Raw genomic sequence first — 22,106 nt, 5'->3', positions numbered from 1 at the left:
TCTCTCCTAAATCCCTTTTGAAAGGTTGTACTGCTGGATCAGTTTTGCCGCTATAACGAATGCCACGATGACGACCCCAAGGACGGCAATATCCATGATCGGGGAGTAGACCCCGGTGTTGGTGATCGCCCCGTTGAACAAGTCGACCAGGTAGGTGAGCGGGGAGAGCTCGTTTGTCCATCTCCAGCTCCCGAGCTGGGCGAGCGGGATGAAGATGCCCGAGACAAAGATCAGGGGCAGGCGGATGAGGTTGGAGACCATCATCACGTTGGAGGGGTTGCTCATGGCCGGGGATGAGAGGAGAGTGCCGAGCGCTGCGAAGGTAAACCCGCCAAGGACGAGCGTAACCGCGAGGAGCAGGGGATGGGCAAGAGGCAGGTGGAGGAGGAGGGTTCCCGCACTCCAGACAATCGTGGTGATCACGATCCCAAAGAGCGCCCCGGCAAGGATGTCGCCCAGGATGATGCTCTCCAGTGTCACCGGCAGGGAGAGGAGGCGCTCGTAGGTCTTTTCCCGCTTCTCCCACGGCGTTATCAGCGGGCCGGTTGAGGAGGAGGAGAAGAAGAGCATCATGCCCAGGAACGCCGGGAAGAAGAGGACGAGGTCGAGGTTGCGCCCGATAAAGAAGGTCAGGAACATGAGGAAGGGAAAGAGGAGACCAAAGATCACGACCGCTCCCTTGTAATAGTAGATCCGCATGTTTTTTTCGGCCACAAGGAGGACGCTCCGTACAAAGAGCCGGGGATCCATCACGCACCTCTGGTGAGCTGGACAAATGCCTCTTCGAGCGTCGGGCTTGAGGTCGCAACCGAGATGATCTTGAGGTGTTCCCGTTCGGCAAGAGCGGCGAGGTATTTGACGGCAGGATCAGCGTCATCCGTGTACAGCCGCCACTTGTCGCCGTGGGGCTCCACCCGGAAGGCTCCCCCCGCTTCGAGCAGCTCCCTTCTCACCGGCTGCTCGAACGCGACCTCCACGTATTTTGCGGTATCAAACGTCTTTTTAAGCCGCTCCGGGCTGCCCGTTGCCACGATCTTTCCCTTGTTGATGACGCTGATAACCGTGCAGAGCTCGTTTGCTTCCTCGATGTTGTGCGTGGTCAGAAAGACCGTGCTTCCCTCGTTGTTCATCCGGCGGATTGTATCGAGCACGAGCCGGCGGCTGAACACGTCCAGGCCGCCCGTGGGTTCGTCTAGGAAGAGCACCGGCGGCGAGGGGACAATGGCGCACGCGATACTGATCCGCTGCCGCATCCCTTTGGAGAAGGTGCGGACAATATCATCCTTGCGTTCGGTAAGTCCCAGATAGGCGAGGATATCCTCTGCCCTTTTTTTGCGGGAGGTGCGGTCCATGCCGTAGAACTTTGCCGTCCAGAGGATGTTCTGTTCGGCGGTGAGGTCGGAATAGACCGTGCCGTTCTCGGGAATGATCCCCATTTTGAGCTTGGCCTCGAGCGGGTGCCTGCCGATATCAATCCCGCAGATACGGGCAGCGCCGGTATCCGGAGTCAGGACCCCGGTCAGCATCCGGATGGTGGTGGTCTTCCCGGCGCCGTTCGGGCCCAGAAAACCATAGATCTCCCCTTCTTTAACGGAGATACTGACATCGTCAACAGCCGAAAAAGAATCAAAGGACTTGCTGAGATGATCAGCCTCAATGATGTCCATGTAAGGTTTCCTGTACAATTGTTACCGGGCGGGATCATATGAGGGTATCTTTTTGTTTGCGGGAGATGTACCGCAAAGGTAAACCTGGTTCTCCGTCAATCCCTTTCATCTGGGATGATCAGATAAGCACCAGTCAGACCAGCCCGGCGGGGAAAATTACCGGGAAACCGGTTTACAGATACAGAAGCGGCAGAGCGCGGCGGGATCGTCCCGGTACCGTCTCTTCCCGGTGCAATAGTAACCGTCCCCTCTCTTCACGATCCGGATATCATCAGAGAACGGTACGCCGGGCGGATGGAGCGGTCTCTGCTCGATAAAGGCCAGGTAGAGCGAGAGAGCGGTAACGTAGTGTTTCAGGTTCTCGTTCCCGGGGGCATACCGCTCAAGGTACCGGTCCAGCACGTCTTCGCATTCCTTTACAGCCCCGGGATCAATGGCAAAATCCGGATCAACGGCGCAACGGCCCCGGATCTCGGTGTACGTGGCGTAATTGTAGTCCCCAAGAAGGGTGAACGTCCCGGGCGGATCTTCCCGTACGGCCTGACGCTCCCGCTCGATCCGGGCGATGTACTCCGGGATCGTATCCAGATCGCAGCGGATCCGGGAGAGCAGTTCGGAAGCGTACATGCCGGTCCCCGCGGGCTGCAGTACCGGCGCTTACGCCGGGGCCCTGTCCCCTTTCTTGGGTCGTACGGGATTTTTCGATTCGCAGGGGACACCGGCCTGGCAGAGCCCGCACCCGTAATTGTCGATATGGTACTGCTCGTGGACATAATCCTGGGCAACACCGAAACAGTACTCCCGGCAGCGGTTCTTGTCGTGCCCCTGTTCGGAGATCGCCCCCGCCGGGCACCGCTTGATGCAGAGCTTACAGGTGCCTTTGGCATAATAGAGGCACCAGGCGCGGTGATCCGTATAGGGCCGCGGGGTTGGGGGGATCGTGATGCGGGCGACAAGTGATCCGCACCGCATGGCCTTGCCCTTTCGTGTGATAAGGCCATCGCAGAGGCCAAACGTCCCGAGGCCCGAGACATACGCTGCGTGACGTTCTGACCAGGACGAGGCAATGCCGTATTTTTCCGAGACACCGAGCGTCCACTCCGGGGAAAGGGCCGGGGCCACGGCCGGGATGCCCCGATCGGCCAGCACACCGGTGAGATACTTCATGAGGGCGATGGTGAATATGCCCCCGTAGTGTTTGGCCCGTGCCCAGCGTTCCGACGGGTACTGCGTCTCTTTGCCGTTCTCGTCCTTGGTGAGCGTGGTCTGGGGCAGGATCCAGCTGATGACCGTAAGATCGCCGGCATCCGCATCGGTGTCCGGGAATGCTGCCCGGAAGAGTTCGAGCGGGGTCATGCACGGGGCGCCGATATCCTGTTTGAGATGCTCGTAGAGCGGGTCAGCTGCGGAGGAGAACCCGACCAACGGCTCGTCGGCGAGGGGTTCGCGCTCGGGATAATGCATGTCGTTTTCCGGGGAAGTCTCGCAGAATTCCCGGATGGCGGTTTCGATCCATAAAGCAGGATCGTTTCTGTCCGTTTTGTCCTGATGGTGCGGTGTCATCTTTTAATCCTCTTTTTGTGAGTGACCGGGTCTTACACGCCCGGGGTCTGGCAGGCAGGGCAGAAGTTACAGATCGAGAAGGGGACCTCTTTTTCATGGTCCCGGATGAGGCAGTAAAACGTGCCATTGCGCTCTTCTACCTTATAGCCCCCCGGGAAGGGCATTCCCACCGGGTGGCCCGGGCGGTCGAGCAAGAAGATCGTGAATGCCGAGACCAGGTAGTAAAAGAACCGGTGACGCGGTGTGTAGGGAAACGGTGTCCGCTCTGCTGCCTCGTCCCAGCGGAAGCACCCGTCCGGGATCATGGTGCAGAACTTTGCAAATGTCTCCCGGTCGGCGATGGGCCCGGTCAGGGACGCAAAGGTGCCAGCGCGGTGCATGAGGAGGAGGCGGTGGTACGCGCCCAGGATCTGTTCGGTGATATACGGGTGGACCTGGTCGCGGTACGGGCGGGGCAGCCGGACCATCTCCGCGTACAGCCTCCCGCCGATCACCTGGAGGTCCGCAAGCGTGTACCGGCCGATCTCCTCTGCAAGGATCGCCCCGAGTTCCCCTCTGGTCTGTGCGGTGGCGATCCTGGTCGCGACCCGGCGGAATTCCTCCGCATCGGTGCCCGGTGCCTGCCCGGGAAGGGCAGTCGCGCCTTCGTCCCTGTACACTGTCTCCGTGGCGGATATTCCGGTAGTCATTCCCCTTCCCCCGCGTACTCATCCGCGGTGTCTCAGATCCAGTATACTAATAATATCACTTTAAGATGGCAGGAACCAAATGTATACCATGCACCGGAACCATCTTTTGCCCACGGTATGCCGGACGGGAGGCCCGGCCGTCCCGTTCGTGACCTGCCCGATTCACGCGGCGGTTGGCGTTCTGGGAAAGAAGTGGACACTCCTTATCCTCCGCGACATTGCGCTGCGGAAGATCACCCGGTTCAACCAGATCCGCCGCTCCCTTCCCGGCCTTACGCCCCGGGTGCTTACGCTGCGGCTGCAGGAACTCGAAGAGGCGGGCTTTCTCCGGGCCCGGGTCATCAAAGAGAGCCCCCGGGTGGTGGAATGGGAGCTTACGGAAAAGGGGAACGATACGATCCCGATCCTCACGGGTTTCCTTGCCTTTGGGGCCAAGTGGTGCGCCGATCAGGTTTTCGAGGACCACCGGCCCCGGACCATGGCCGAGCTTTATCCCTCATCTGAACCGGCTGGCGGGCAGCGGGCCGGGGAGTCCCCGGCTGAAGGGTGAAAAGAGCTGCCGGATATTTTTCACTCACCGCCATTGTTATACGATGCCGGCTGAAACGATCACCGGTATACAGAGATCAGGAACGGCTGGTGAACCTGTTCGCCGATCTTTTTCACGGAGCATTGTAATGGTTTTCTCTCTTTCCACGAAACGGCTGATCTTAGAGGACATGACCGAGCGTGATCTCGATCCTGTCCGGCGCATGGCCCGCGATCATGCGGTCATGAAGTTTGTCTGGATCTGGCTCGAGAACGAGGAGCAGGTTGAGGGGTTCGTGCGCCACGCGATCACAGAGGCGGCCCGGCCGGATCGTCAGAGGTACATCCTTGCGGCCCGGATCCCGGGAACCGGGGATTTCGCCGGTTTCGTTCTTCTGGAGATCGACCCTATGCAGCCGACCACTGCCGAGGTCGGGTGCATCCTGCGGCCGGAGTACTGGCAGAACGGCTATGCCTCGGAAATTCTCCGGGCGCTGCTCGAGTTCGGGTTCGGGCCGCTCGGCCTCCACCGGTTATACGGGAAGTGCGACGAGCTCAACATGGCCTCGGCCCACTGCCTGGAGAAGGGTGGCCTCGTGTACGAGGGTACGCTCCGCGAGAACGTCTGGCTGCGTGATCACTGGCGCTCGACCTGCTATTACGGGATGCTGGCCGGTGAATATGCGGCCCGGAATCCCCGCGGATCCACTTGTCCCGGGTCAAAAAAGTAAACGTTACCCGGCCCATCCGGTTCACAACCTGTAAAGGGGGTCACATTGGTACAAAGTGATCTGCTGCGTCAGGGCATATCCGGATTATTCACGTCATAAAAATGTATTATTTTTGAAGCGTCTGCAGCTGCCCTGTACAGAAATGGATCGTGTGACCCCCATCAGGGGTCCTGTGTTTTTGCACGGATTCTGGCCGGTCGTGGCATTCATTTTAAGAGAGAAAATTGAGTGAGATTGTGGGACCGGGATGCAGGACGGGCGTGAGGTGGGTCACGTTATCCAAAAGTGCTGAGCCGGGAAGATTGTTAATCTCGGAATCTGGTTACGAAAGATAACGAGTTTGCCCACCCCCTGCGGGGGTCGCCCGGCCGCCTCATCGGGACCTCGCTGGTATAAATTATCCCATCTCCACCAGACGATCACCTTTATTTCCCTTCACGTCAAATGTAACAGACCCAAGCTGAGTGCCCGTACATAGGCGGGACGGCATGGTGCAAAACTATGGCAGAAGTGGTCGAGGTTTTAGTACCCGGCGGGAAGGCAACCGCAGGTCCGCCATTAGGACCCGCGCTCGGACCACTCGGTATCAACGTGAAGGCAGTCGTCGATGAGATCAACACCAAGACCGCGTCATTCAACGGAATGCAGGTCCCGGTCAAGGTCGAAGTCAACGACAAAAAGCAGTTCACGGTCACGGTGGGTATCCCCCCGACGACGGCTCTCATCAAGAAAGAGGCCGGTATCGAGAAAGGTTCCGCAGAGCCCAACGCCAAAGTGGCAGGAAACCTGCCATTCGAGGCCGCTGTCAGGATTGCCAAGATGAAACTCGAAGGCATGCTCTCCTACGAGCTCAAGACTGCCACCAAGGAAGTCGTGGGCACGTGCGTGAGCATGGGAGTCAACGTTGACGGCAAGCGCGCAAAAGAAGTGCTCGCCGACATCGCTGCTGGCAAGTATGACAGCGTCCTTCTGAAATAGGTCAGGAAAACACCATAGGAGATCGAAGGGTTCGGTCGCAAACTATGGAGGAATCTGATGGTAGAAAGGGCCAAAATTCTGGAAGCCGTAAAAACGGCGATTGAAAAGGCGCCAAAGCGGAAGTTCTCCGAAAGCATCGATATTACCATCAATCTCAAGAATATCGATATGGCGCAGCCGAAAAATCGTATCGACGAGACGATACTGCTCCCGAACGGGACCGGAGAAAAGACCGGTATCTGTGTTATCGGGAAAGGCGATATCGTCACGCAGGCAAAGGAAGCCAAGGTTGATCTGATTATCGGCCCTGAAGAGGTAGAACGGCTCGGAGGCGCCCCGCGTGAAGCACGCAGGGTCGCGAGTACCTACAAGTACTTCCTTGCCGAGACCGCGGTCATGCCGCAGGTCGGTCGTTTCCTGGGTCCCCGGCTCGGTCCGAGGGGCAGGATGCCGATGCCGATCCCCGGGCAGACCGATATCCGCCCGATTGTCGAGCGCCTAAGGAACTCGGTGAAGATCAGGACCAAGGACAAGACGGTCTTCTCCACCAAGGTCGGTTCGACGGCCATGACACCGGAGCAGGTATCCGAGAACATCGACGCGATTGTCAAGCGTGTCGAGTCCGTCCTCGAACAGGGTCACCTGAACGTCCGCTCGATCTATGTCAAGACCACGATGGGTCCGTCCGTGAGGCTGGTCTAAATGGCAGTCTACACGCACCACCTGCCCGCGTGGAAAAAAGACGAGGTCGCGGATATCAAGAAGCACGCCAAGGAGTTCACCCTGATCGGGCTTGTCGACATGTACGGCATCCCCGCCCAGCAGGTGCAGCAGATCCGGCGCAACCTCCGGGGCAAGGCAGTCATCAAGGTCACGAGGAACACCTTAATCGAGCACGCGTTTGCCGAGATCGGCGGGGACACAAAGGGACTCACGAAGTTCATCTCGGGTCACTCCGCGGTGATCTTCTCCAACGACAACCCGTTCAAGCTCTACAAGCAGCTCGAAAAGACCAAGACCAAGATGGCCGCAAAAGCGGGTGAGACCGCTCCCGAGGACATCGTCATCGAGAAGGGCCCAACCAGTTTCAAGCCCGGTCCGATTGTCGGTGAACTCCAGCAGGCCGGCATTCCCGCAGCCATCGAAGGCGGCAAGGTCAAGATCAGGGAGACCAAGACCGTTGTCAAGAAGGGCGCAGTCATCTCGGCAAAGCTCGCCGAAGTGCTCGTCAAGCTCGACATCAAGCCCATGGACGTGGGGCTCGCCCTCCAGGTAGCCTTCCACGATGGCACCATCTACGAGCCGTCCGTGCTCGCGGTGGATGAGGAGAAACTCCTCGCCCAGCTCCAGCTCGCGGGTCAGCAGGCATTCAACCTGTCGGTGAATGCGGCGATCCCGACGAAGGAGACCATGGCAGCGATCCTGACGAAGGCCGTCAGGGATGCACGCGGCCTTGCGATCGAGGCAGACGTCTACGAAAAGGACGTTATCGATGCGATTATTGGTAAAGCCCAGAGAGAAAGCCAGGCAATCAAGAGCCTGGTAAAATAAACAGTATTTGAGGTGAATTAGAGATGGAATATATCTATGCAGCACTTCTCCTGCACAAGGCAGGCAAGAAGGTCGATGAGCACGGCGTCAAGGCAGTCCTGACCGCCGCAGGTGTAGCAGCAGACGAGTCCCGCATCAAGGCGCTTATTGCAGCCCTCGACGGCGTGAACATTGAGGAGGCTATCAGCAAGGCAGCCGCAGCACCGGTCGCCGTTGCAGCCGCACCCGCAGCAGGCCACGCAGCCGCAGCACCGGCCAAGGAAGAGCACAAGGAAGAGGACAAGAAGGCAGAAGAAGAGAGCGGCATGGCAGGGCTCGGTGCCCTGTTCGGCTAATCCTTTTTCTTTCTCCTGCATCCCCGCAGGCAAGCTGTTTTCCGATCGATTCTTTGCATCCGCCTCACCATCGAGCGGAGGCTCCCGTACCTTATACCGGCACGCCCACGTAGATGTTGTTCTTCGTGGCTACGATCTTCACCCGGACCTGCCCCAGTGTTTTGTCGCAGCCAAAGACCGAGACCACCCGGTTCCGGGCAATGCCCAGCTGCTCACCATGGATCCAGCCGGGCGCCTTGATCTCGACGGTCGCCTTCTCGCCTTTTTTGAAGACCTGCGGGAGCGAGGGGCGCCGGACGGTTCCAAAGTCCCGTTCGGGATTGAGCCGGAGGTGCAGACCCGACTCTTTCTCCCATTCCTTAATGCTCCGGTTGAAGAACTGCCACCAGCTCTGGACTTTCACGCCTTTGGGCGTCCGGCCGTACTTGTACCGTTCAAACTTCTGGATCCCGAGCGGCGGGAATCTCTTTCCCGCCCCGCACTCCCGGGCAAAGGCGATCAGTTTCGGGATCTCGGCATCATTGATTCCCGACATGTACACCGGAGCGATGAGGAGATCCATAGAGCTCACCGCCACCGCCCGGGCTGCATCCGTTACCTTTTCGATATCGTACCACTCCACCCCGGCAAGCTCCCGGGCAAGCGCAGGATCGAGAGCATGGAGCGAGAGGTTCACCCGGTCAAGACCGGCCGCGGCGAGTGATTCGATCTTCTTCTCGTCAAGGAGTGTCCCGTTGGTCTGGAGGGAGACGACTGAGACAGCTTCAATTGCCTTGAGCGCCGCCACGAGCTCCGGGAGCCGGGCATACATCAGCGGTTCGCCCGGGGAGTCAATGTGGCACTCGACATTTGTACCCTTGAACGGGGCGATCTCCTCCACGGCAGAGAGGAGGTACTCCAGCTCGACTTCGTAACTTGCGGCCCTCGTGGTCGAGGCCGGACCGGCATCCACCGAGCAGAAGGGACAGTTGAGGTTGCATCCGCAGCTCGGGCGTACCTGGAGGAGGCTTGTGCCCCGGTCAATGACCCCAAAATAGAGCGATCCCACGAGCGGGATACCTGAATCAGCGGTGATGCGGACATGTACCATGATTCATGCCCGCCCGGCAGGCGCGGTTACCGGAACCGGCATCCCTGCCATTTTCCCCGGAAGACCACCGGCCGCGGATTCTCCATCTGCGGAAGGAGGTACTCGAAGGCGTCCTTGTCTACCGGCTTCTTGTTGCTCTTCCGGCAGAACTGGGCATAGGTGTCGTACATGATGTCAAGCGGGATCGTGCCCTTGGGATCACTCACGAGCATTTTTTCGTGGAAGTCCCAGATCCCCTCGAACTCAGCATCATCGTCTTTTTGCGGCCGGACAATCCCGAGATTGATCTCCGCAGAGATGCTCTGTGCATCGGCCTGGGCCTTTATCTGGAGAAAATAGTCGTGTACGGCCGCAAGTCCCTGCCGGAGCTCGGTGAGCTCCTTTTCCAGGCTCTGGATCCTTTTTTCCTGTTCCTGAATGATGTCCAGCGGATACATCGAACGTTGATCTCATCTTTATACTTCTGTTAAGAAAAATGCTTGTTTTGGGATTTTTCGCGTTGCCGGCATCTATTTCTGCTGCCGTTCAAGCATCCCCGCCCAGACACACTGGCCAAAGGAGACGCAACCGTCGCCCGGCGGGTAGGCCTCGTTGATGAGAAGGGAGAGACCGGCGCCGGTGACCTCCGCACGAATGGTCTCCCGGATGGCACGGTTGGCGATCACGCCCCCGCTCAGAGCAACCCGGGAAATGCCCTCATTCCCGGCTGCATGGATGGCGAGCGCCGCGATCCCCCGGGCAAGGTTATACTGGACAGATGCCGCGATATCCCGGACCGATGCCCGGTTAGCGGAGAACCGGTCAAGGGCTGTACTGAGGATCGCCCGGGTAGAGAGGCACTCGCACCCGCCCAGCCGGGTAAAGACCAGCTCCCATGCCTCGGCGGTCCCGCCGGCAGCGGCGGCCTCGAGTTTCATGGCCGGTTCCCCGTCATAGGTGCGCTCCCGGCAGATCCCAAGAAGCGCTGCCGCTGCATCGAGCACCCGCCCGGTGCTGCTCGTCATCGTAACGTTAAAACCGGTTGCGACCTGTTTTTTCATCACCCCGATCTCCACCTCCGACCAGCCCCGGCCGCGGAGGAGGCCGAGGACCGCATCGTCGGGCAGGATACCGTACAACATCCGCTCCGGGAACCGGGTGGCAAGGTCGCCGCCCGGCATCGCCACCGGTTCGAGGTGGGCAACCCGGGCAAGATCCGGTACCTGCCCGCAAAAGACCTCGCCGCCCCAGACCGTGCCGTCGTCCCCGTAGCCCACGCCGTCGATCGCGATCCCGATACAGGGTTCGGTGGTGGTGGCGGCGATATGTGCCCGGTGGTGCTGGACCGGGACAAGCCCGATCCCCCGCTCTTCGGCAATCTCCCGGGCAAACCGGGTGGAGAGGAACTGCGGGTGGAGGTCGTGGGCCACCAGTTCGTACTCGGCCCCCAGCAACCGCTGGAGTTTTGCCACGGTCTCCTGGAGATAGGCGAGTGTTGCCGGGTTCCGCACATTGCCCACGTGGGGAGAAGTGATGGCAAACCCGCCCTTGTAGATCGTGGCGTTCGCGTTCAGCTCGGGACCGACCCCGAGGATGCAGCGGGTCCCGAGGTCAATTGCCGTCCGTTTCGGGGCGATCCCCCGGGAGAGCCTGAGGATCAGCCCGTCACGCATCACCGAATCGTCCACCCGGTTCTCGATGGTGCGGTCGTGGACAAGGAAATAATCGGCATCCTTTGCGAGTTTTGCGAGTGCAATGTCCGTGTCCGTGATCATCGGGTAGCCGGGCATGTTCGCGCTCGTCATGATCAGGAGCGGGTGGGTCAGGTGTGCAAAGAGGAGGTGATGGAGCCCGGTGTAGGGCAGCATGCAGCCGATGGTGTGCAGGTTGCTGATAGAGGAATGCGCGGCATGATCGCGTTTCTCGAGCACCACGATCGGGTGGACCGGGCTCTCGAGCAGCCCGCGCTCGGCCGGTGAGACATAGGCTATTGTTCCGGTATAGCCCGGCCGCGTCATCACGGCAAAAGGCTGTTCGACGCGGCCGAGGCGCTTTTTGAGTTCACCGGAGGACTCCTCTGTACAGGCCAGGTGGAAGCCCCCCACGCCCCGGATCGCGAGGATCTTCCCGGCATCAAGGAGTGCTGCAGCCTCCCGGACCGGGTCCGCGCACGGGATTTTTGACCCTGCCCGGTCCAGGAGCCGGAGGGCCGGGCCGCAGGCATGGCAGGCGATCGTCTGCGCATGGTGGCGCCGGGAATACGGGTCGCCGTATTCCCCGGCGCAGGCAGGACACATGGGGAACTCATCCATGGATGTCCGCTCCCGGTCATAGGGGATTGCCCGGATGATGCTGTACCGGGGCCCGCAATTGACACAGGAGGTGGCCCAGTATCCCTCGTACCGCCCCCCGGGAGTGAAGATGTCGGCTATGCAGTCGTCGCAGATCGCAATGTCCGGGGGGATCATGCCGGAGAAGGAGCCGCTCCCGCTGCTCTCGATCACAAACCCGTCGGGGATTGCTGCATCGGTATCAAACACCTCGACCGAATCGATCCGGGACAATCGCGGGCCCCGGGAGACTGCTGCGAGGAACTCGGGAAAATGTTCTCCCCGGGCATAGATCTCCACCTCGCTTCCGAGGTTCTTGACCCGGCCGGAAATCCCGAGCTCAACTGCCCGGGCATAGACAAAAGGGCGGAACCCGACACCCTGGACGATGCCGCGAACCAGTATTTTGCCCTTTGTCTGCATGGAAAAGCCGCAAAAATTTATTGAATTACACGGCCATATATGTATAGGGTTTTCACTGTGCCGGGACACATCCGAATTGTCAACGATCCTGTCGAACTGGTCCCCCTTCTCATGACCTTCAACAGTCCTGCGTTCAAGAAGGTGTACGATCTACTGAGCAAGTCATGGATGACCGAGGCTGAGATCCAGGCACAGGTGAACGACGAATCGGTCGCGGTCTGCCTCCAGATCTTAAAGAAAGGTAACCTTGTCGAGGAGCAGTGGCGGATGCCCAAGCCCGGCGAGAAACCGGTAAAGGAGTTCCGGGGAACCTACAACAAGTTCCGGGCAAACTTCCAGTGCAATCTGCAGGACCTCTCCGATATCCTCTACATCTCGCTCTCGAACGATGAGAACCTCCGTGATGTGGTTGGCCGGATCGAGGCCGAACTCGGGAACGGCAACACCTCCATCTCCGATCTCTCGCGCAAATTCGGCGTGAGCCCGGTCTTCATCCGGGGCCTCGCGAAAAGGATACCTCACCTGGACGTGAAGGGACAGGGACTGGTGCTCCTTGACACCGGACGCTAAGGATCCTCTTTATTCCATCCTGCGCAGCAAGCGCGAAGTCTCACGATTACAGATTCTGGTGGAGATCGCCGAGCACCAGCCGGCGGTACGCCAGCAGGAGATCGCCACCAAGCTCGGTGTGACACCGCAGGCGATCTCAGAGTATATCCGCGAACTGACCGAGGAGGGCATGGTCTCGGCGAGCGGCCGCGGGAACTACGAGGTTACGAAGGCCGGTATCGAGTGGGTGCTTGCAAACGCCGAGTCACTGGAGGCCTATGCCCGCCACATCCGGCGCGACATCATCCAGCAGGTCTCGATCTGGACGGCAATTGCGGCCGAGAACCTCAGCGCCGGTGACGAGGTCGGGGTCTTCATGAAAGGCGGCTTTTTATACGCCACAAAAAAGCCGCAGCCCGCCATGGGATTGGTTGTGGCAGATGCGAAAAAGGACGAGGACGTGGGAGTGGCCCGGCTCAACGGGATCATCGAGCACCACGAGGGTGCGATCACGATCTGCAAGGTACCCCGGGTCCAGCACGGGGGCTCGCGCCGGGTGCACCTGGACCGGCTCAGGGATCTCGCCAGGCCGGCCGGCATGGTGGCGGCCGTGGGCCTTGAGGCATACATCGCCCTCCGGGCTGCCGGCCACAAGCCCGATCTCTTCTTCGGGGCCCGGGAAGGGGTCATCGAAGCGGCCTTCCACGGGATTGACTGCGTGATCGTGATCGTTGACGAAGAGTTCACGGATTTCTTAAAAAGGCTCGAGGGTGTCGGCCTCTCGTACAGCATCGTGGACCTGATCTCCCCATGAAGATCCTCGTCCAGCCGACAAAAGGCAGTTACAAGCTCCTCTATTACGACGATGGGCACGTAATGGGTGTCGGTATCTGCGACATGACCGAGACCCCCAAGGGGCCACGGCCCGTCCGGTACCGGCTCCGCTGGGGGTCGCGTAGGGAGTACCGGGCAACACCCACGAAGGACCTTGTTGCCCAGCTCCGCGAGGCGGACGTCCGGATGGTCCGCCCCGACCCGGTCTTCGAGGAGTTCCTGCACGCCTTCCAGATCCGGGCCGGCACCGTCAATGCCTGCCGGATCTGCCTGCTCGATGACAGGTACACCCCGATCAATGATGACAACTTCGTGATCTTCGGTAAAAACGAGAAGATCTGCCTGGACTGCGCCCGCCGGGAGCTCCGGCGCGAGATCGCCCCGATCGGGCACATGGGGCGGGAGACGCTGAAGCACTTCGAGGAGCTGCTGGTAGCGACCCGCAACCTCGACCGCGTGATCGCGCTCGTCCAGCCGGAGAAGGTCTCGATGAAGGCGGCGCTTTTCGACCGGATCGAGGCTCACCCGGTTCTTACCACCGCGAAAATCACCGAGCTGCCGCTCCCGCATGCCTTTGTCACTGCATGCAGGGTGGAATCACTCATGCCGGCCCAGCAGCTTGCGGTGGAGGCGGGCCTGCTGTTTGGAAAAGACCTCCTCGTGGTCGCGGCTACGGCAAGCGGCAAGACCTTCATCGGCGAGATGGCCGGGATGAAGAACTACCTTGCCGGCCGGGGCCGGATGCTCTTTCTCGTGCCGCTTGTGGCTCTCGCCAACCAGAAGTACGAGCGGTTCTCCGAGCGGTACGGCGCCCTTGCAAAGACCGGCCTTCTGACCGGAGTCTCGCGCCTCAACCTCCCCGAGACCCGCAAGGTCGGGGACCGCAACCCGCAGGCCCCGATCCTCGTGGGCACCTACGAGGGCGTGGATAACATGATCCGGTGCGGCCAGAAGATGTCCAACATCGCCACGGTCGTCATCGACGAGGTGCAGATGCTCGAGGATCCCGACCGGGGCCACCGGCTCGACGGGCTTGTCGCCCGGCTCAAGTATCTCGCCCCGCAGGCCCAGTTCCTGTATCTCTCGGCCACAATCGGGGTGCCTAGGCTGCTCGCAAAGAAGCTCAACTGCCAGCTCGTCCGGTATGACGACCGCCCGGTAGCGCTCGAACGCTACCTTCTCTTTACCGAGAGAAAGCAGAAGATCCCGACGATCAAGAAGCTGACCACGGAAGAGTACGCAAAGACCTCCACGAAAGGTTTCCGGGGCCAGACGATCATCTTCACCAATGCCCGGGCCCGGTGCCACACGATCGCCGATGCGCTGGGGATGCGGGCCGCGGCCTACCACGCGGGGCTCACCAGCCAGGAGCGCCGGGAAGTCGAGAACAAGTTCCTTGAAGGGAAACTGATGGCGGTCGTCACCACCGCAGCGCTCGGGGCCGGGGTTGACTTCCCTGCCTCGCAGGTGATCTTCGATGCCCTTGCCATGGGCCGGGAATGGCTCACTGTGCAGGAGTTCAACCAGATGGCCGGTCGTGCCGGACGGCCGGACTTCCACGACCTCGGGAAAGTTGTGCTCCTTGCCGAGCCTGGCGGGAGCTATTCCCGCGAGAGCCGGGGTACGGAAGAGGAGATTGCGCTCAAACTCCTCAAAGGGGAGATGGAGGAGGTGGCGCCTGTCCATGACCTCGAGCAGAGCTCCGAAGAGTACGTGGCAAACGCGGTTGCCTGCGGGGGCGAAGAGGCGGACCTTGCCCGGATCAACACCACGATGGTAGGGAGCATGGAGCCGGTGCTGCCGGAACTGGTCGCACACAGGCTCGTACATAAAGAAGGGACAAAACTGGTCCTCTCCCCGCTCGCCCGGGTGATGTCCGAGCATTTCATCGGTCTGGAACGGCTTCTTGAGGTCATGCATCTGGTCAAAGAGCTCGACGATCCCCTTGATATTATCGCGGAGCTGGAGAGTGAGGGTCTCGATGGCGAACCAGAGAAAAAGGGAAAGGGCGGGAAGGCAGCTCCCGGGCACAAAAAGGGTCGCGGGAGACGGTAATTCTCCTGATTTGGTCATAATATTTTGATTTTGGAGACCTTCTGAACAGCTAGTGAACGCTCTTGGGGGCTCCGGCATGCCTCCGCCCCCGCCGCGTGGGCATCCCCCGCTGAGCGATAATGCCGTATTACCTGTACTCATGTCTGTATCCTGACACAGGTAGTAATACAGAGGCATCGCAAACGCCCCCTCCCCCCTGGGGGCAGGGCTGGCGTAAGGGGGAGTACAACTTAAAAAAGAGATTTTTACAGATTCATTTCCTGTTCTACACCGTCGCGCCCGGGACAAGGCGGGGAAGGTCAGCCTCGATTGTGCTGTTCTTTGCGATCCCGAAGTTGTCCACGAGCACCTTAAGCACACCGGGTGAGACAAAGGCCGGGAGCTTGGGCCCGAGCGTGATATTCTTTACGCCCAGCTGCAGGAGAGCGAGGAGGACAAGTGCTGCCTTCTGCTCGTACCATGCAATATTGTACGAGACCGGGAGTTCGTTGATCCCGACCCCGAATGCCCCGGCAAGGGCCTGGGCGATCACCACGAGCGAGTAGCAGTCATTGCACTGGCCCGCATCGATCACCCGGGGGACGCCGCCGATGGTGCCGAGGTCAAGGCCGTTGTAGCGGTACTTGGCGCAGCCCGCCGTCAGGACGACAGTGTCCTTGGGCAGTGCCTGGGCGAACTTTGTGTAGTACTCACGCTCCGCATGGCGGCCGTCGCAGCCAGCCATGACCACGAACCGCTTGATATCCCCTTTCTTCACCGCCGCGATCACAGTCCCGGCAAGGGCGAGCACCGCGTCATGGCCGCAGCCCGTGATGAGGTCGCGGCCGGGCGAGCCGAGGTCCTGCGGGGGCTGGCAGGTCTTGGCGTGCTGGATCAGCGCGGAAAAGTCCTTTTTCCCGTCCTTTGTGGCAGCAATATGCTTCACGCCGGGGTAACCGACCGGTCCGGTCGTATAGATCCGGTCCTTGTAGCTGTCTTTCGGGGGCACAAGGCAGTTGGTGGTCACGAGCACCGGCCCGTTGAACTTCTCGAACTCCTCTTTCTGGTGCCACCATGAGGAACCGTAGTTCCCGGCAAGGTTTGCGTATTTCTTGAACGCAGGGTAGGCATTCGCCGGCAGCATCTCTCCGTGGGTGTAGATGTCCACGCCGCTGTCCCTGGACTGTTCAAGAAGCATCTCGAAGTCTTTGAGATCATGGCCGGTGACAAGGATGCCCGGGCGCTTTTTCGCAACCGTCTTCACCGGGGTGATCTGCGGGATGCCGTAGGTCTTCGTGTTTGCCGCGTCGAGCAGGGCAAGCGTTGCGACACCGATCGCGCCGCATTCGAGCACGAGCCCGGTCATCTCCGCTGCCGGCAGGTCATGGAGGGTGGATGCGAGCCCCTTTTCCATAAACGCGGTTATCTTCTCATCGGTGTATCCTAGGATCGCTGCGTGGTGGTAATACGCACCTACGCCCTTGAGTCCGAAGACGAGGAGGACCCGCAGGGACCGGACATCGTCGTTTACGTTTGACTCCCGGGCGATCTCCTCTGCCTTTGCCGCGATCTCCGCATCGTTCCCGGGGGTCCACGTGCAGGCAGTTGGCTCATGGGCAGCCGAGACAGGGAGCGCGTCCCGGATCGCGATCGCTTGCGCAATCATTGCCCGGAACCGCTGGTCATCGAAGTTCACGTTGGTGAGGGTGGCAAAGAGTGCCTCGGCGATGAACAGGCCGGCCTCCCTGTTCTCCTTTCCTGCCTTTGCGGCAGCGATGTTTCGTTCGGCAATCCCCTTGCACAGGTAGATCAGGACATCCATGAGCCCTGCAGTAACACTTTCCTTCCCGCAGACACCCTTGACGGTGCAGCCGGTTCCCTTTGCGGTCTCTTCACACTGGTAACAGAACATGGTTTGTCAGCCTCTCGTATCTTTTTCCTACAAGGTTTCTTTTGTATACTAAATTATAAATAGCCGAGAGTTTCAGAAACTATACCATGGACGAATCGTGCACGGTCAACCTGACCGTGAAGTACCTGACCAAAAAATGGACGCTCCTCATCATCCTCGAGCTCTACAAGGGAGAGGGCTATACCCGCCGGTTCTCTGACCTCAAGGATGCGCTGGACGGGATCACCCAGAAGGTCCTGTCGGAACGGTTGAGAGAGCTCGAGGCCGAGGGGATTGTACAGAAAAAGGTGGATGCCACCACCTTCCCGGTGAAAAGCGAGTATACCCTGACCGCAAGCGGCCTCGAACTCGTGAATGTGATCCGCGGGATCAAGACGTGGGCACTCAGGTGGAAGATCGACAATATCCCCTGTGGTGGCCAGGACTGCAAGATCTGTGTACTCTAAAACTCCAGTGAGGGATGAGACCTGTGAAACGAAAGATTATCAGCATCGATGAGACGAAATGCACGGGATGCGGCCAGTGCATCCCGGACTGCCCGGAGGGAGCACTCCAGATTATTGACGGAAAGGCACGTCTGGTCTCCGATCTGTTCTGCGACGGGCTCGGGGCGTGTATCGGGACCTGCCCGGAAGGAGCCATCTCGGTGGTCGAACGGGAGGCTGTGCCGTACGATGAAAAAGCCGTGATGGAGACCATCGTAAAGCAGGGTGCCCCGGTCATCCGGGCCCATCTTGAACACCTTGCAGGCCACGGGCAGATCCCGTTCTACAACCAGGCAATCGGGTACCTCACCGAAAAGGGAATACCGGTTCCCGATCATATTGGGCCGGACAAATCCGGTACCGGGAAAGCCGCAGAGACCGGAGAAGCAAAAGGATCGGGATCCGCTGCCTCTGTCCCGGGTGTCTGTCACCCCGGGCCCCACGGGGCCCACCCGTTCGCCGGGTGTCCCGGCGCCGCTGCACGGAGTATCCGGAGAGGCCGGGGGCCCCGCCAGCCGGTCGGCGGGACGACCGATTCCGAGCTCCGGCAGTGGCCAATCCAGCTCAGCCTGCTCCACCCGTCAGCCCCGTACTTCAACAACGCGGATCTGCTGATCTCCGCTGACTGCGTACCGTTTGCCTGTGCCGGGTTCCATACAGAGCTCCTGAAAGGAAAGATCGTGATCATCTTCTGCCCGAAACTGGATACGGATATCGAGGGGTACATTGAGAAACTCAGCCAGATATTCTCCCTTCATACGATCCGGTCAATCACGGTCGTCCACATGGAGGTACCGTGCTGCAGCGGCGTGCGGTATGTCGTCGATCAGGCACTGGAAAAATCCGGAAAGACGATCCCGGTGGTAGATAAGACGATCACTATTGAGGGCAACATACTCTGATCCCGCATGAGTCCCTGGCCGCTGGTGTGGAAAAGGAGCCGGTGTTTACCGCGGTGGGACAACGGTTTCCCAGATACCCGTCACCATTGCGGTGATCCTGGAACATCCCCGGGTATCCGGAAACAAATGGCCGATAAGCCGGAAATGTTCAAAAAAGATTGCCCCTACCTGGTTGTGCCCGCCGGTCGGGCAATACAGACCCAGTGGTCGTAGAAGGAATCCCCGGGATTCTCCCGGATCTCGACCGGGCGGCCGGCCTCGTTGCCCCATTCCCGGATCTGCAATGCCTCCGGCTCAGTTCCCACTGTGATCAGCGTCTCGCCGGTAACGGAAAAGAGCCCGTTTGCTATCTGCTGCCACATCTCCTGCGAGAAAGAGTTGATCTCCCCCATCATGATCCCGATGCCCCGGGGCACCGGCCGGGTATAGGCTGCGACCTGCGTGGCATCGATGCACATTGTCTCCTCCGGGAGCAGCCGGCCTTTCCCGATACCGAGAGTTAAGAGTGACGCATCGTTGTCGTACGAGAGCGGGGTGAAGCCCAGTTCGCGGAGCACGAGCGAACCCACGCCGGATCCACAGCCGCAGTCGATACAGGTTTCCCCGGCCCCCTTTCCCCAGACCCCGGTGATCACATCCGCAAGGATGCCCTTTCGTGCCGGGTTGAGGTCCTCCATGGCCGCCGGAACTTCTGCAGCGAGCCGGAGGGAGAAATATTCCCGTATTGCAGCCTCCCAGACCGCCCGGTCTTCCTGGTAGATCTCGCCATTCACCTGCTCGAACGCATCGATCAGGGCGACACTCGCCGGCCGGCAGGTAAACGAGCCGGCGATCCAGCCGCCGGGCTCGTGGAAGGCGACCGCAACCGGATCGTTCCTCTCGTCCACGAGCATCCGGCCTTCATCCGCGTTGTCCCGGGCCAGCAGGTCCGTGTACAGCGGGTCGGTGAGAGCGGCAAACGAGGGCTCGATGAACGTGACGGCTTCGAGCTCAAGGATCGTGGCTGCTCTTGTGCTCATTCCCCTCCGATATGCATCCCGTGCGGGGCCTCGATGATCCCGTCAATCTTCGCGTCGTCGGAAAGGAAGATCTCCTTGGCGATCACGTCGCCAAGGATATGGGCTCCTCTCTTTACGTACACCTTCCCGCTGCCCTCCACGTTCCCGTGGATAGTGACGCCGCCCGACACGCTGATGGTGCCCCGGGCCCGCAGGCTCCCGAAGATAACGGTCCCCTCAAGAACTTCGATGGAACCGGCCCGGATGTTGCCATGCAGCCGGCACTTCCTCCCGATCTTCATCGACGAGGGAACGGAGAAAACCTTCATATTCAGCCGGGACCGGGCCGGGATCATGAGCGGTACCTCAACCTTCGCGTCGTCTTCGGAGAAGAGATTGTCGAGGATCCGGTCGAGCTCCCGCTCGTTTTCAATATGGAGCATGGTCATGAGGTAGATGAGGATGAAGACAATGACCGGCATCGGATTCCGGACCGCGATCTCCCCGGTCGCCTCGAATCCCTGGGCGATCTCCACCTTCTCGCCGATATCGAGCGCCCCGCTCACTACGAGCTTGCCGGCGATCTTTACTCCTTCGCCGATGTACGCGTCCTGTTTTGCAACCACGTCGCTTCCGATCTCGCAGAGATTGCCGATCCTCGCGTCGCCGTTTGCCCAAACGTACTCCCGGATCTTCGTGGATTCCCCGACGTACACATCAGCGCCCCGCAGCCCGTAATCGATCTGGCAGAATTCCCCGACCACGATGTCCCGGTCGGTCTTGATGCTGTGCTCCTGGAGTTCCGTCCCGTCCGGCAGGAGGCAGTGCCTGTGCCAGTTCTTCACCGATTCTCCCTTCATTGATCCCCCGAAATATTCCGTTTCACCATATCAGGCCCCATACTTGTGCGCCCGGTTGACCAGGTCAAGGGCGATCGGGAGCAGTCCTGCCCCCGTGATCCGGCAGAGACCGCCCCGTGCACAGGTGCGTTCCCCGAATTCTGTCACGTCGTCCACCCGGACACCGTCCCCGTGGATCAGCACCGGCACCGGGTCGGCACTATGGTCCCTGATTGCGCAGGGCGTGGAATGGTCGGCACAGACCACGATCAGGCAGTCCCGGAGACTGGTAAGTGGTGCAAGGGCTGCATCCGCCCTCTCGATAAAGGCCTTTTTCTGGGCGACAAGCCCGTCGTGTCCCGATTCATCGGCCCCCTTGATGTTGACGAGCACGAACTCTTTTCTCGCGAGCTCGCGGACCGCTGCCGCGATCTTCCCGTCAAGGTTGCTCTCCTGTGAGCCGGTAATCCCGTCCACGGGGATCTCTTCAAGCCCGACGGCACTGCCGATGCCGGCGATCAGGCGTGCTGCGGCGATCACGCTCCCCTCCATGCCGTACTTTTTCGAAAACGGCTCGAAATTGCCCATCTCGCCGGCACCCCGCATCAGCACAATGTTTGCCGGATTTTCGCCCCGGGCAAGGCGTTCGCGGTTTACCGGGTGCTCCACGAGGATCCGCTGCGACTGGCGCACGAACTCGTTGCAGACCTCTGCAGTCTTTCGGTCCTGCACCCTGTCCCGGACCGGGACGATGGCAAGAGGGGCTGCATGATCCTTTTTGGGGTCATTGGAGGAGACGCAGTGGCCCAGTCCTTCGCCCTTGAGGGCGAGGGCGGCACGGTGGCCGGCGCCGGACCGGAAGACAAACTCTACGCCAAAACCGGAGAGATCGACTCCCTCCTGCACCGCCCGCGAGAGGGATTTTGTGTCCGCTATCCGCCCGGCCCGTCTGTCGGTTACAAGTCCTGCAGGCGAGAGTGTCGCGTAGTTACACCGGAACCCGATCATACCCGGTTCCATCCGGATCCCTGAGCCTGCACATTCGAGCGGGCCCCGGCCCGTGTAGTATGTATGGGGGTCGTAACCGAGCAGGGCGAGGTGGGCCGTATCCGAACCGGGCCGGACCCCGGCTGCAATCGTATCCATGATCCCGCAGATCCCTTCGGCAGCAAGCCGGTTGAGCACCGGATGATGCGCCGCCTCAAGCGGGGTCCGTCCGCCCAGTTCCGGGCAGGGCCGGTCGGACAACCCGTCGATGACGATGAAAAGGATCCTGCGGGCGGTCATTCTTACGGAATGGTTGGACGCGCGGATTAATTATGTTTCCCGGTTTTATCGACCGCGAAAAAACAGTCCTCTGTATGCCTCAGGGGGATGAATGGCCGGTGGAAACGGGAAACAAAAAAGGGTAGATTTAGGCGGTGGAGACCGGTGCTGCGACCTGCTCGACCTTGGACTTGATGATCTCGACCCGGCGGGTGGGGTAGAGGGTCTTTACGCTCTTGAAAAGATCCTTGGAGATCTCGCCCGAGACGATTCCGTTGACGAGCGCGTTTAGGTCCCATGCCTGCGCCTGGGCAGCGAGGGCGGCCGTGATCGCGTTCCGGAGTGCGTGCTCCTGGGCGATGTTGGCGCGGGCGAAGGTGTAGCAGCTGATCGTGAGCCGGACCTTCTTGGTGTCCTTGGTAA

At 60.2% G+C, this 22,106-nt stretch carries 23 protein-coding genes and 1 pseudogene; 11 read left to right on the top strand and 13 right to left on the bottom strand.

Going from position 1 to position 22,106, the window contains the following annotated elements:
* Positions 1-6: 6 nt before the first annotated feature.
* The 5 genes from VMS83_RS03890 to VMS83_RS03870 form a co-directional block, all read right to left on the bottom strand.
* Positions 7-750 carry an ABC transporter permease gene (locus VMS83_RS03890; protein ID WP_325410067.1) on the bottom strand — a complete coding sequence of 248 codons (744 nt, stop codon included), beginning with the start codon at positions 748-750 and terminating at the stop codon, positions 7-9.
* Positions 750-1,667 (bottom strand): ABC transporter ATP-binding protein, encoded by a 918-nt coding sequence (locus tag VMS83_RS03885; RefSeq protein WP_325410065.1) that lies wholly within the window; start codon positions 1,665-1,667, stop codon positions 750-752. Before VMS83_RS03885 ends, VMS83_RS03890 begins: the two co-directional genes overlap by 1 nt.
* Positions 1,668-1,823: 156 nt before the next feature.
* Entirely contained in the window at positions 1,824-2,294 is a 471-nt protein-coding gene (locus VMS83_RS03880; protein ID WP_325410063.1) for a DUF2115 family protein, read from the bottom strand.
* 30 nt (positions 2,295-2,324) lie between these two features.
* Positions 2,325-3,230 carry an epoxyqueuosine reductase gene (locus VMS83_RS03875; protein WP_325410061.1) on the bottom strand — a complete coding sequence of 302 codons (906 nt, stop codon included), beginning with the start codon at positions 3,228-3,230 and terminating at the stop codon, positions 2,325-2,327.
* Positions 3,231-3,262: 32 nt separating this feature from the next.
* Positions 3,263-3,919 carry a DUF2115 domain-containing protein gene (locus VMS83_RS03870; protein WP_325410059.1) on the bottom strand — a complete coding sequence of 219 codons (657 nt, stop codon included), beginning with the start codon at positions 3,917-3,919 and terminating at the stop codon, positions 3,263-3,265.
* A gap of 88 nt (positions 3,920-4,007) precedes the next feature.
* On the opposite strand from VMS83_RS03870, the gene VMS83_RS03865 reads away from it, so the two are divergent.
* The 6 genes from VMS83_RS03865 to rpl12p all read left to right on the top strand — a co-directional run bounded on the left by VMS83_RS03865 (position 4,008) and on the right by rpl12p (position 8,042).
* A complete protein-coding gene (locus VMS83_RS03865; protein WP_325410057.1) occupies positions 4,008-4,469 on the top strand; it encodes a helix-turn-helix domain-containing protein in 462 nt (153 codons plus the stop codon).
* Positions 4,470-4,596: 127 nt separating this feature from the next.
* Complete coding sequence (locus VMS83_RS03860; RefSeq protein WP_325410055.1) at positions 4,597-5,178, top strand: GNAT family protein; 582 nt, start codon at positions 4,597-4,599, stop codon at positions 5,176-5,178.
* A 501-nt stretch (positions 5,179-5,679) separates the two neighbouring features.
* A complete protein-coding gene (locus tag VMS83_RS03855; protein ID WP_325410053.1) occupies positions 5,680-6,156 on the top strand; it encodes a 50S ribosomal protein L11 in 477 nt (158 codons plus the stop codon).
* Positions 6,157-6,213: 57 nt separating this feature from the next.
* The gene (locus tag VMS83_RS03850; RefSeq protein ID WP_325410051.1) at positions 6,214-6,858 is read left to right on the top strand and encodes a 50S ribosomal protein L1; all 645 of its coding nucleotides are present in this window, start codon (positions 6,214-6,216) and stop codon (positions 6,856-6,858) included.
* A complete protein-coding gene (locus tag VMS83_RS03845; protein ID WP_325410049.1) occupies positions 6,859-7,707 on the top strand; it encodes a 50S ribosomal protein L10 in 849 nt (282 codons plus the stop codon).
* 23 nt (positions 7,708-7,730) lie between these two features.
* Positions 7,731-8,042 (top strand): 50S ribosomal protein P1, encoded by a 312-nt coding sequence (gene rpl12p, locus VMS83_RS03840; protein WP_325410047.1) that lies wholly within the window; start codon positions 7,731-7,733, stop codon positions 8,040-8,042.
* Positions 8,043-8,133: 91 nt separating this feature from the next.
* Here rpl12p and VMS83_RS03835 read toward each other — a convergent pair whose 3' ends face one another.
* From VMS83_RS03835 to hypF, 3 genes are all read right to left on the bottom strand, one after another.
* The gene (locus tag VMS83_RS03835) at positions 8,134-9,132 is read right to left on the bottom strand and encodes a radical SAM protein (RefSeq protein WP_325410044.1); all 999 of its coding nucleotides are present in this window, start codon (positions 9,130-9,132) and stop codon (positions 8,134-8,136) included.
* A 26-nt stretch (positions 9,133-9,158) separates the two neighbouring features.
* Entirely contained in the window at positions 9,159-9,569 is a 411-nt protein-coding gene (locus tag VMS83_RS03830) for a primase-like DNA-binding domain-containing protein (RefSeq protein WP_325410042.1), read from the bottom strand.
* A gap of 72 nt (positions 9,570-9,641) precedes the next feature.
* A complete protein-coding gene (gene hypF, locus VMS83_RS03825) occupies positions 9,642-11,864 on the bottom strand; it encodes a carbamoyltransferase HypF (protein WP_325410040.1) in 2,223 nt (740 codons plus the stop codon).
* Positions 11,865-11,903: 39 nt separating this feature from the next.
* On the opposite strand from hypF, the gene VMS83_RS03820 reads away from it, so the two are divergent.
* The 3 genes from VMS83_RS03820 to VMS83_RS03810 are packed head-to-tail and all read left to right on the top strand — an operon-like array spanning position 11,904 to position 15,302.
* The gene (locus tag VMS83_RS03820; RefSeq protein WP_325410038.1) at positions 11,904-12,434 is read left to right on the top strand and encodes an ArsR family transcriptional regulator; all 531 of its coding nucleotides are present in this window, start codon (positions 11,904-11,906) and stop codon (positions 12,432-12,434) included.
* Positions 12,418-13,227: a winged helix-turn-helix transcriptional regulator gene (locus VMS83_RS03815; protein ID WP_325410036.1), complete on the top strand. Its 810-nt coding sequence runs from the start codon at positions 12,418-12,420 to the stop codon at positions 13,225-13,227. Before VMS83_RS03820 ends, VMS83_RS03815 begins: the two co-directional genes overlap by 17 nt.
* Positions 13,224-15,302 (top strand): DEAD/DEAH box helicase, encoded by a 2,079-nt coding sequence (locus tag VMS83_RS03810; protein ID WP_325410034.1) that lies wholly within the window; start codon positions 13,224-13,226, stop codon positions 15,300-15,302. The genes VMS83_RS03815 and VMS83_RS03810 overlap by 4 nt, the downstream gene beginning before the upstream one ends.
* A 265-nt stretch (positions 15,303-15,567) precedes the next feature.
* Here VMS83_RS03810 and hcp read toward each other — a convergent pair whose 3' ends face one another.
* Positions 15,568-17,193, bottom strand: a complete 1,626-nt coding sequence (gene hcp, locus VMS83_RS03805; RefSeq protein ID WP_325410032.1) for a hydroxylamine reductase — start codon at positions 17,191-17,193, stop codon at positions 15,568-15,570.
* An 86-nt stretch (positions 17,194-17,279) separates the two neighbouring features.
* On the opposite strand from hcp, the gene VMS83_RS03800 reads away from it, so the two are divergent.
* Complete coding sequence (locus VMS83_RS03800) at positions 17,280-17,639, top strand: helix-turn-helix domain-containing protein (protein WP_325410030.1); 360 nt, start codon at positions 17,280-17,282, stop codon at positions 17,637-17,639.
* 23 nt (positions 17,640-17,662) lie between these two features.
* Positions 17,663-18,580 (top strand): ATP-binding protein, encoded by a 918-nt coding sequence (locus tag VMS83_RS03795; protein WP_325410028.1) that lies wholly within the window; start codon positions 17,663-17,665, stop codon positions 18,578-18,580.
* A 164-nt stretch (positions 18,581-18,744) separates the two neighbouring features.
* Here the strand turns inward: VMS83_RS03795 and VMS83_RS03790 are convergent, their stop codons facing one another.
* From VMS83_RS03790 to VMS83_RS03775, 4 genes and pseudogenes are all read right to left on the bottom strand, one after another.
* Positions 18,745-19,599: a hypothetical protein gene (locus VMS83_RS03790; protein ID WP_325410026.1), complete on the bottom strand. Its 855-nt coding sequence runs from the start codon at positions 19,597-19,599 to the stop codon at positions 18,745-18,747.
* Entirely contained in the window at positions 19,596-20,438 is an 843-nt protein-coding gene (locus VMS83_RS03785; protein WP_325410024.1) for a polymer-forming cytoskeletal protein, read from the bottom strand. Before VMS83_RS03785 ends, VMS83_RS03790 begins: the two co-directional genes overlap by 4 nt.
* 30 nt (positions 20,439-20,468) lie before the next feature.
* A complete protein-coding gene (locus VMS83_RS03780; protein WP_325410022.1) occupies positions 20,469-21,704 on the bottom strand; it encodes a 2,3-bisphosphoglycerate-independent phosphoglycerate mutase in 1,236 nt (411 codons plus the stop codon).
* Between the two features lie 127 nt (positions 21,705-21,831).
* Positions 21,832-22,106 (bottom strand): annotated as a pseudogene (locus VMS83_RS03775) (30S ribosomal protein S3ae); the annotation flags it as partial.

The organism is Methanoregula sp., assembly GCF_035543475.1.
Lineage (GTDB): Archaea > Halobacteriota > Methanomicrobia > Methanomicrobiales > Methanospirillaceae > Methanoregula.
This window is presented reverse-complemented; position numbering and strand designations above follow the sequence as displayed.

Bases quoted from the DNA above. Each gene is read 5' to 3' on its own strand.
- VMS83_RS03820 (WP_325410038.1), top strand. From the start codon at position 11,904: ATGTATAGGGTTTTCACTGTGCCGGGACACATCCGAATTGTCAACGAT.
- hcp (WP_325410032.1), bottom strand. From the start codon at position 17,193: ATGTTCTGTTACCAGTGTGAAGAGACCGCAAAGGGAACCGGCTGCACC.
- rpl12p (WP_325410047.1), top strand. From the start codon at position 7,731: ATGGAATATATCTATGCAGCACTTCTCCTGCACAAGGCAGGCAAGAAG.
- VMS83_RS03885 (WP_325410065.1), bottom strand. From the start codon at position 1,667: ATGGACATCATTGAGGCTGATCATCTCAGCAAGTCCTTTGATTCTTTT.
- VMS83_RS03800 (WP_325410030.1), top strand. From the start codon at position 17,280: ATGGACGAATCGTGCACGGTCAACCTGACCGTGAAGTACCTGACCAAA.
- VMS83_RS03875 (WP_325410061.1), bottom strand. From the start codon at position 3,230: ATGACACCGCACCATCAGGACAAAACGGACAGAAACGATCCTGCTTTA.
- VMS83_RS03790 (WP_325410026.1), bottom strand. From the start codon at position 19,599: ATGAGCACAAGAGCAGCCACGATCCTTGAGCTCGAAGCCGTCACGTTC.
- VMS83_RS03855 (WP_325410053.1), top strand. From the start codon at position 5,680: ATGGCAGAAGTGGTCGAGGTTTTAGTACCCGGCGGGAAGGCAACCGCA.
- VMS83_RS03845 (WP_325410049.1), top strand. From the start codon at position 6,859: ATGGCAGTCTACACGCACCACCTGCCCGCGTGGAAAAAAGACGAGGTC.
- VMS83_RS03785 (WP_325410024.1), bottom strand. From the start codon at position 20,438: ATGAAGGGAGAATCGGTGAAGAACTGGCACAGGCACTGCCTCCTGCCG.
- VMS83_RS03835 (WP_325410044.1), bottom strand. From the start codon at position 9,132: ATGGTACATGTCCGCATCACCGCTGATTCAGGTATCCCGCTCGTGGGA.
- hypF (WP_325410040.1), bottom strand. From the start codon at position 11,864: ATGCAGACAAAGGGCAAAATACTGGTTCGCGGCATCGTCCAGGGTGTC.
- VMS83_RS03890 (WP_325410067.1), bottom strand. From the start codon at position 750: ATGGATCCCCGGCTCTTTGTACGGAGCGTCCTCCTTGTGGCCGAAAAA.
- VMS83_RS03865 (WP_325410057.1), top strand. From the start codon at position 4,008: ATGCACCGGAACCATCTTTTGCCCACGGTATGCCGGACGGGAGGCCCG.
- VMS83_RS03860 (WP_325410055.1), top strand. From the start codon at position 4,597: ATGGTTTTCTCTCTTTCCACGAAACGGCTGATCTTAGAGGACATGACC.
- VMS83_RS03850 (WP_325410051.1), top strand. From the start codon at position 6,214: ATGGTAGAAAGGGCCAAAATTCTGGAAGCCGTAAAAACGGCGATTGAA.
- VMS83_RS03780 (WP_325410022.1), bottom strand. From the start codon at position 21,704: ATGACCGCCCGCAGGATCCTTTTCATCGTCATCGACGGGTTGTCCGAC.
- VMS83_RS03830 (WP_325410042.1), bottom strand. From the start codon at position 9,569: ATGTATCCGCTGGACATCATTCAGGAACAGGAAAAAAGGATCCAGAGC.
- VMS83_RS03880 (WP_325410063.1), bottom strand. From the start codon at position 2,294: ATGTACGCTTCCGAACTGCTCTCCCGGATCCGCTGCGATCTGGATACG.
- VMS83_RS03870 (WP_325410059.1), bottom strand. From the start codon at position 3,919: ATGACTACCGGAATATCCGCCACGGAGACAGTGTACAGGGACGAAGGC.
- VMS83_RS03810 (WP_325410034.1), top strand. From the start codon at position 13,224: ATGAAGATCCTCGTCCAGCCGACAAAAGGCAGTTACAAGCTCCTCTAT.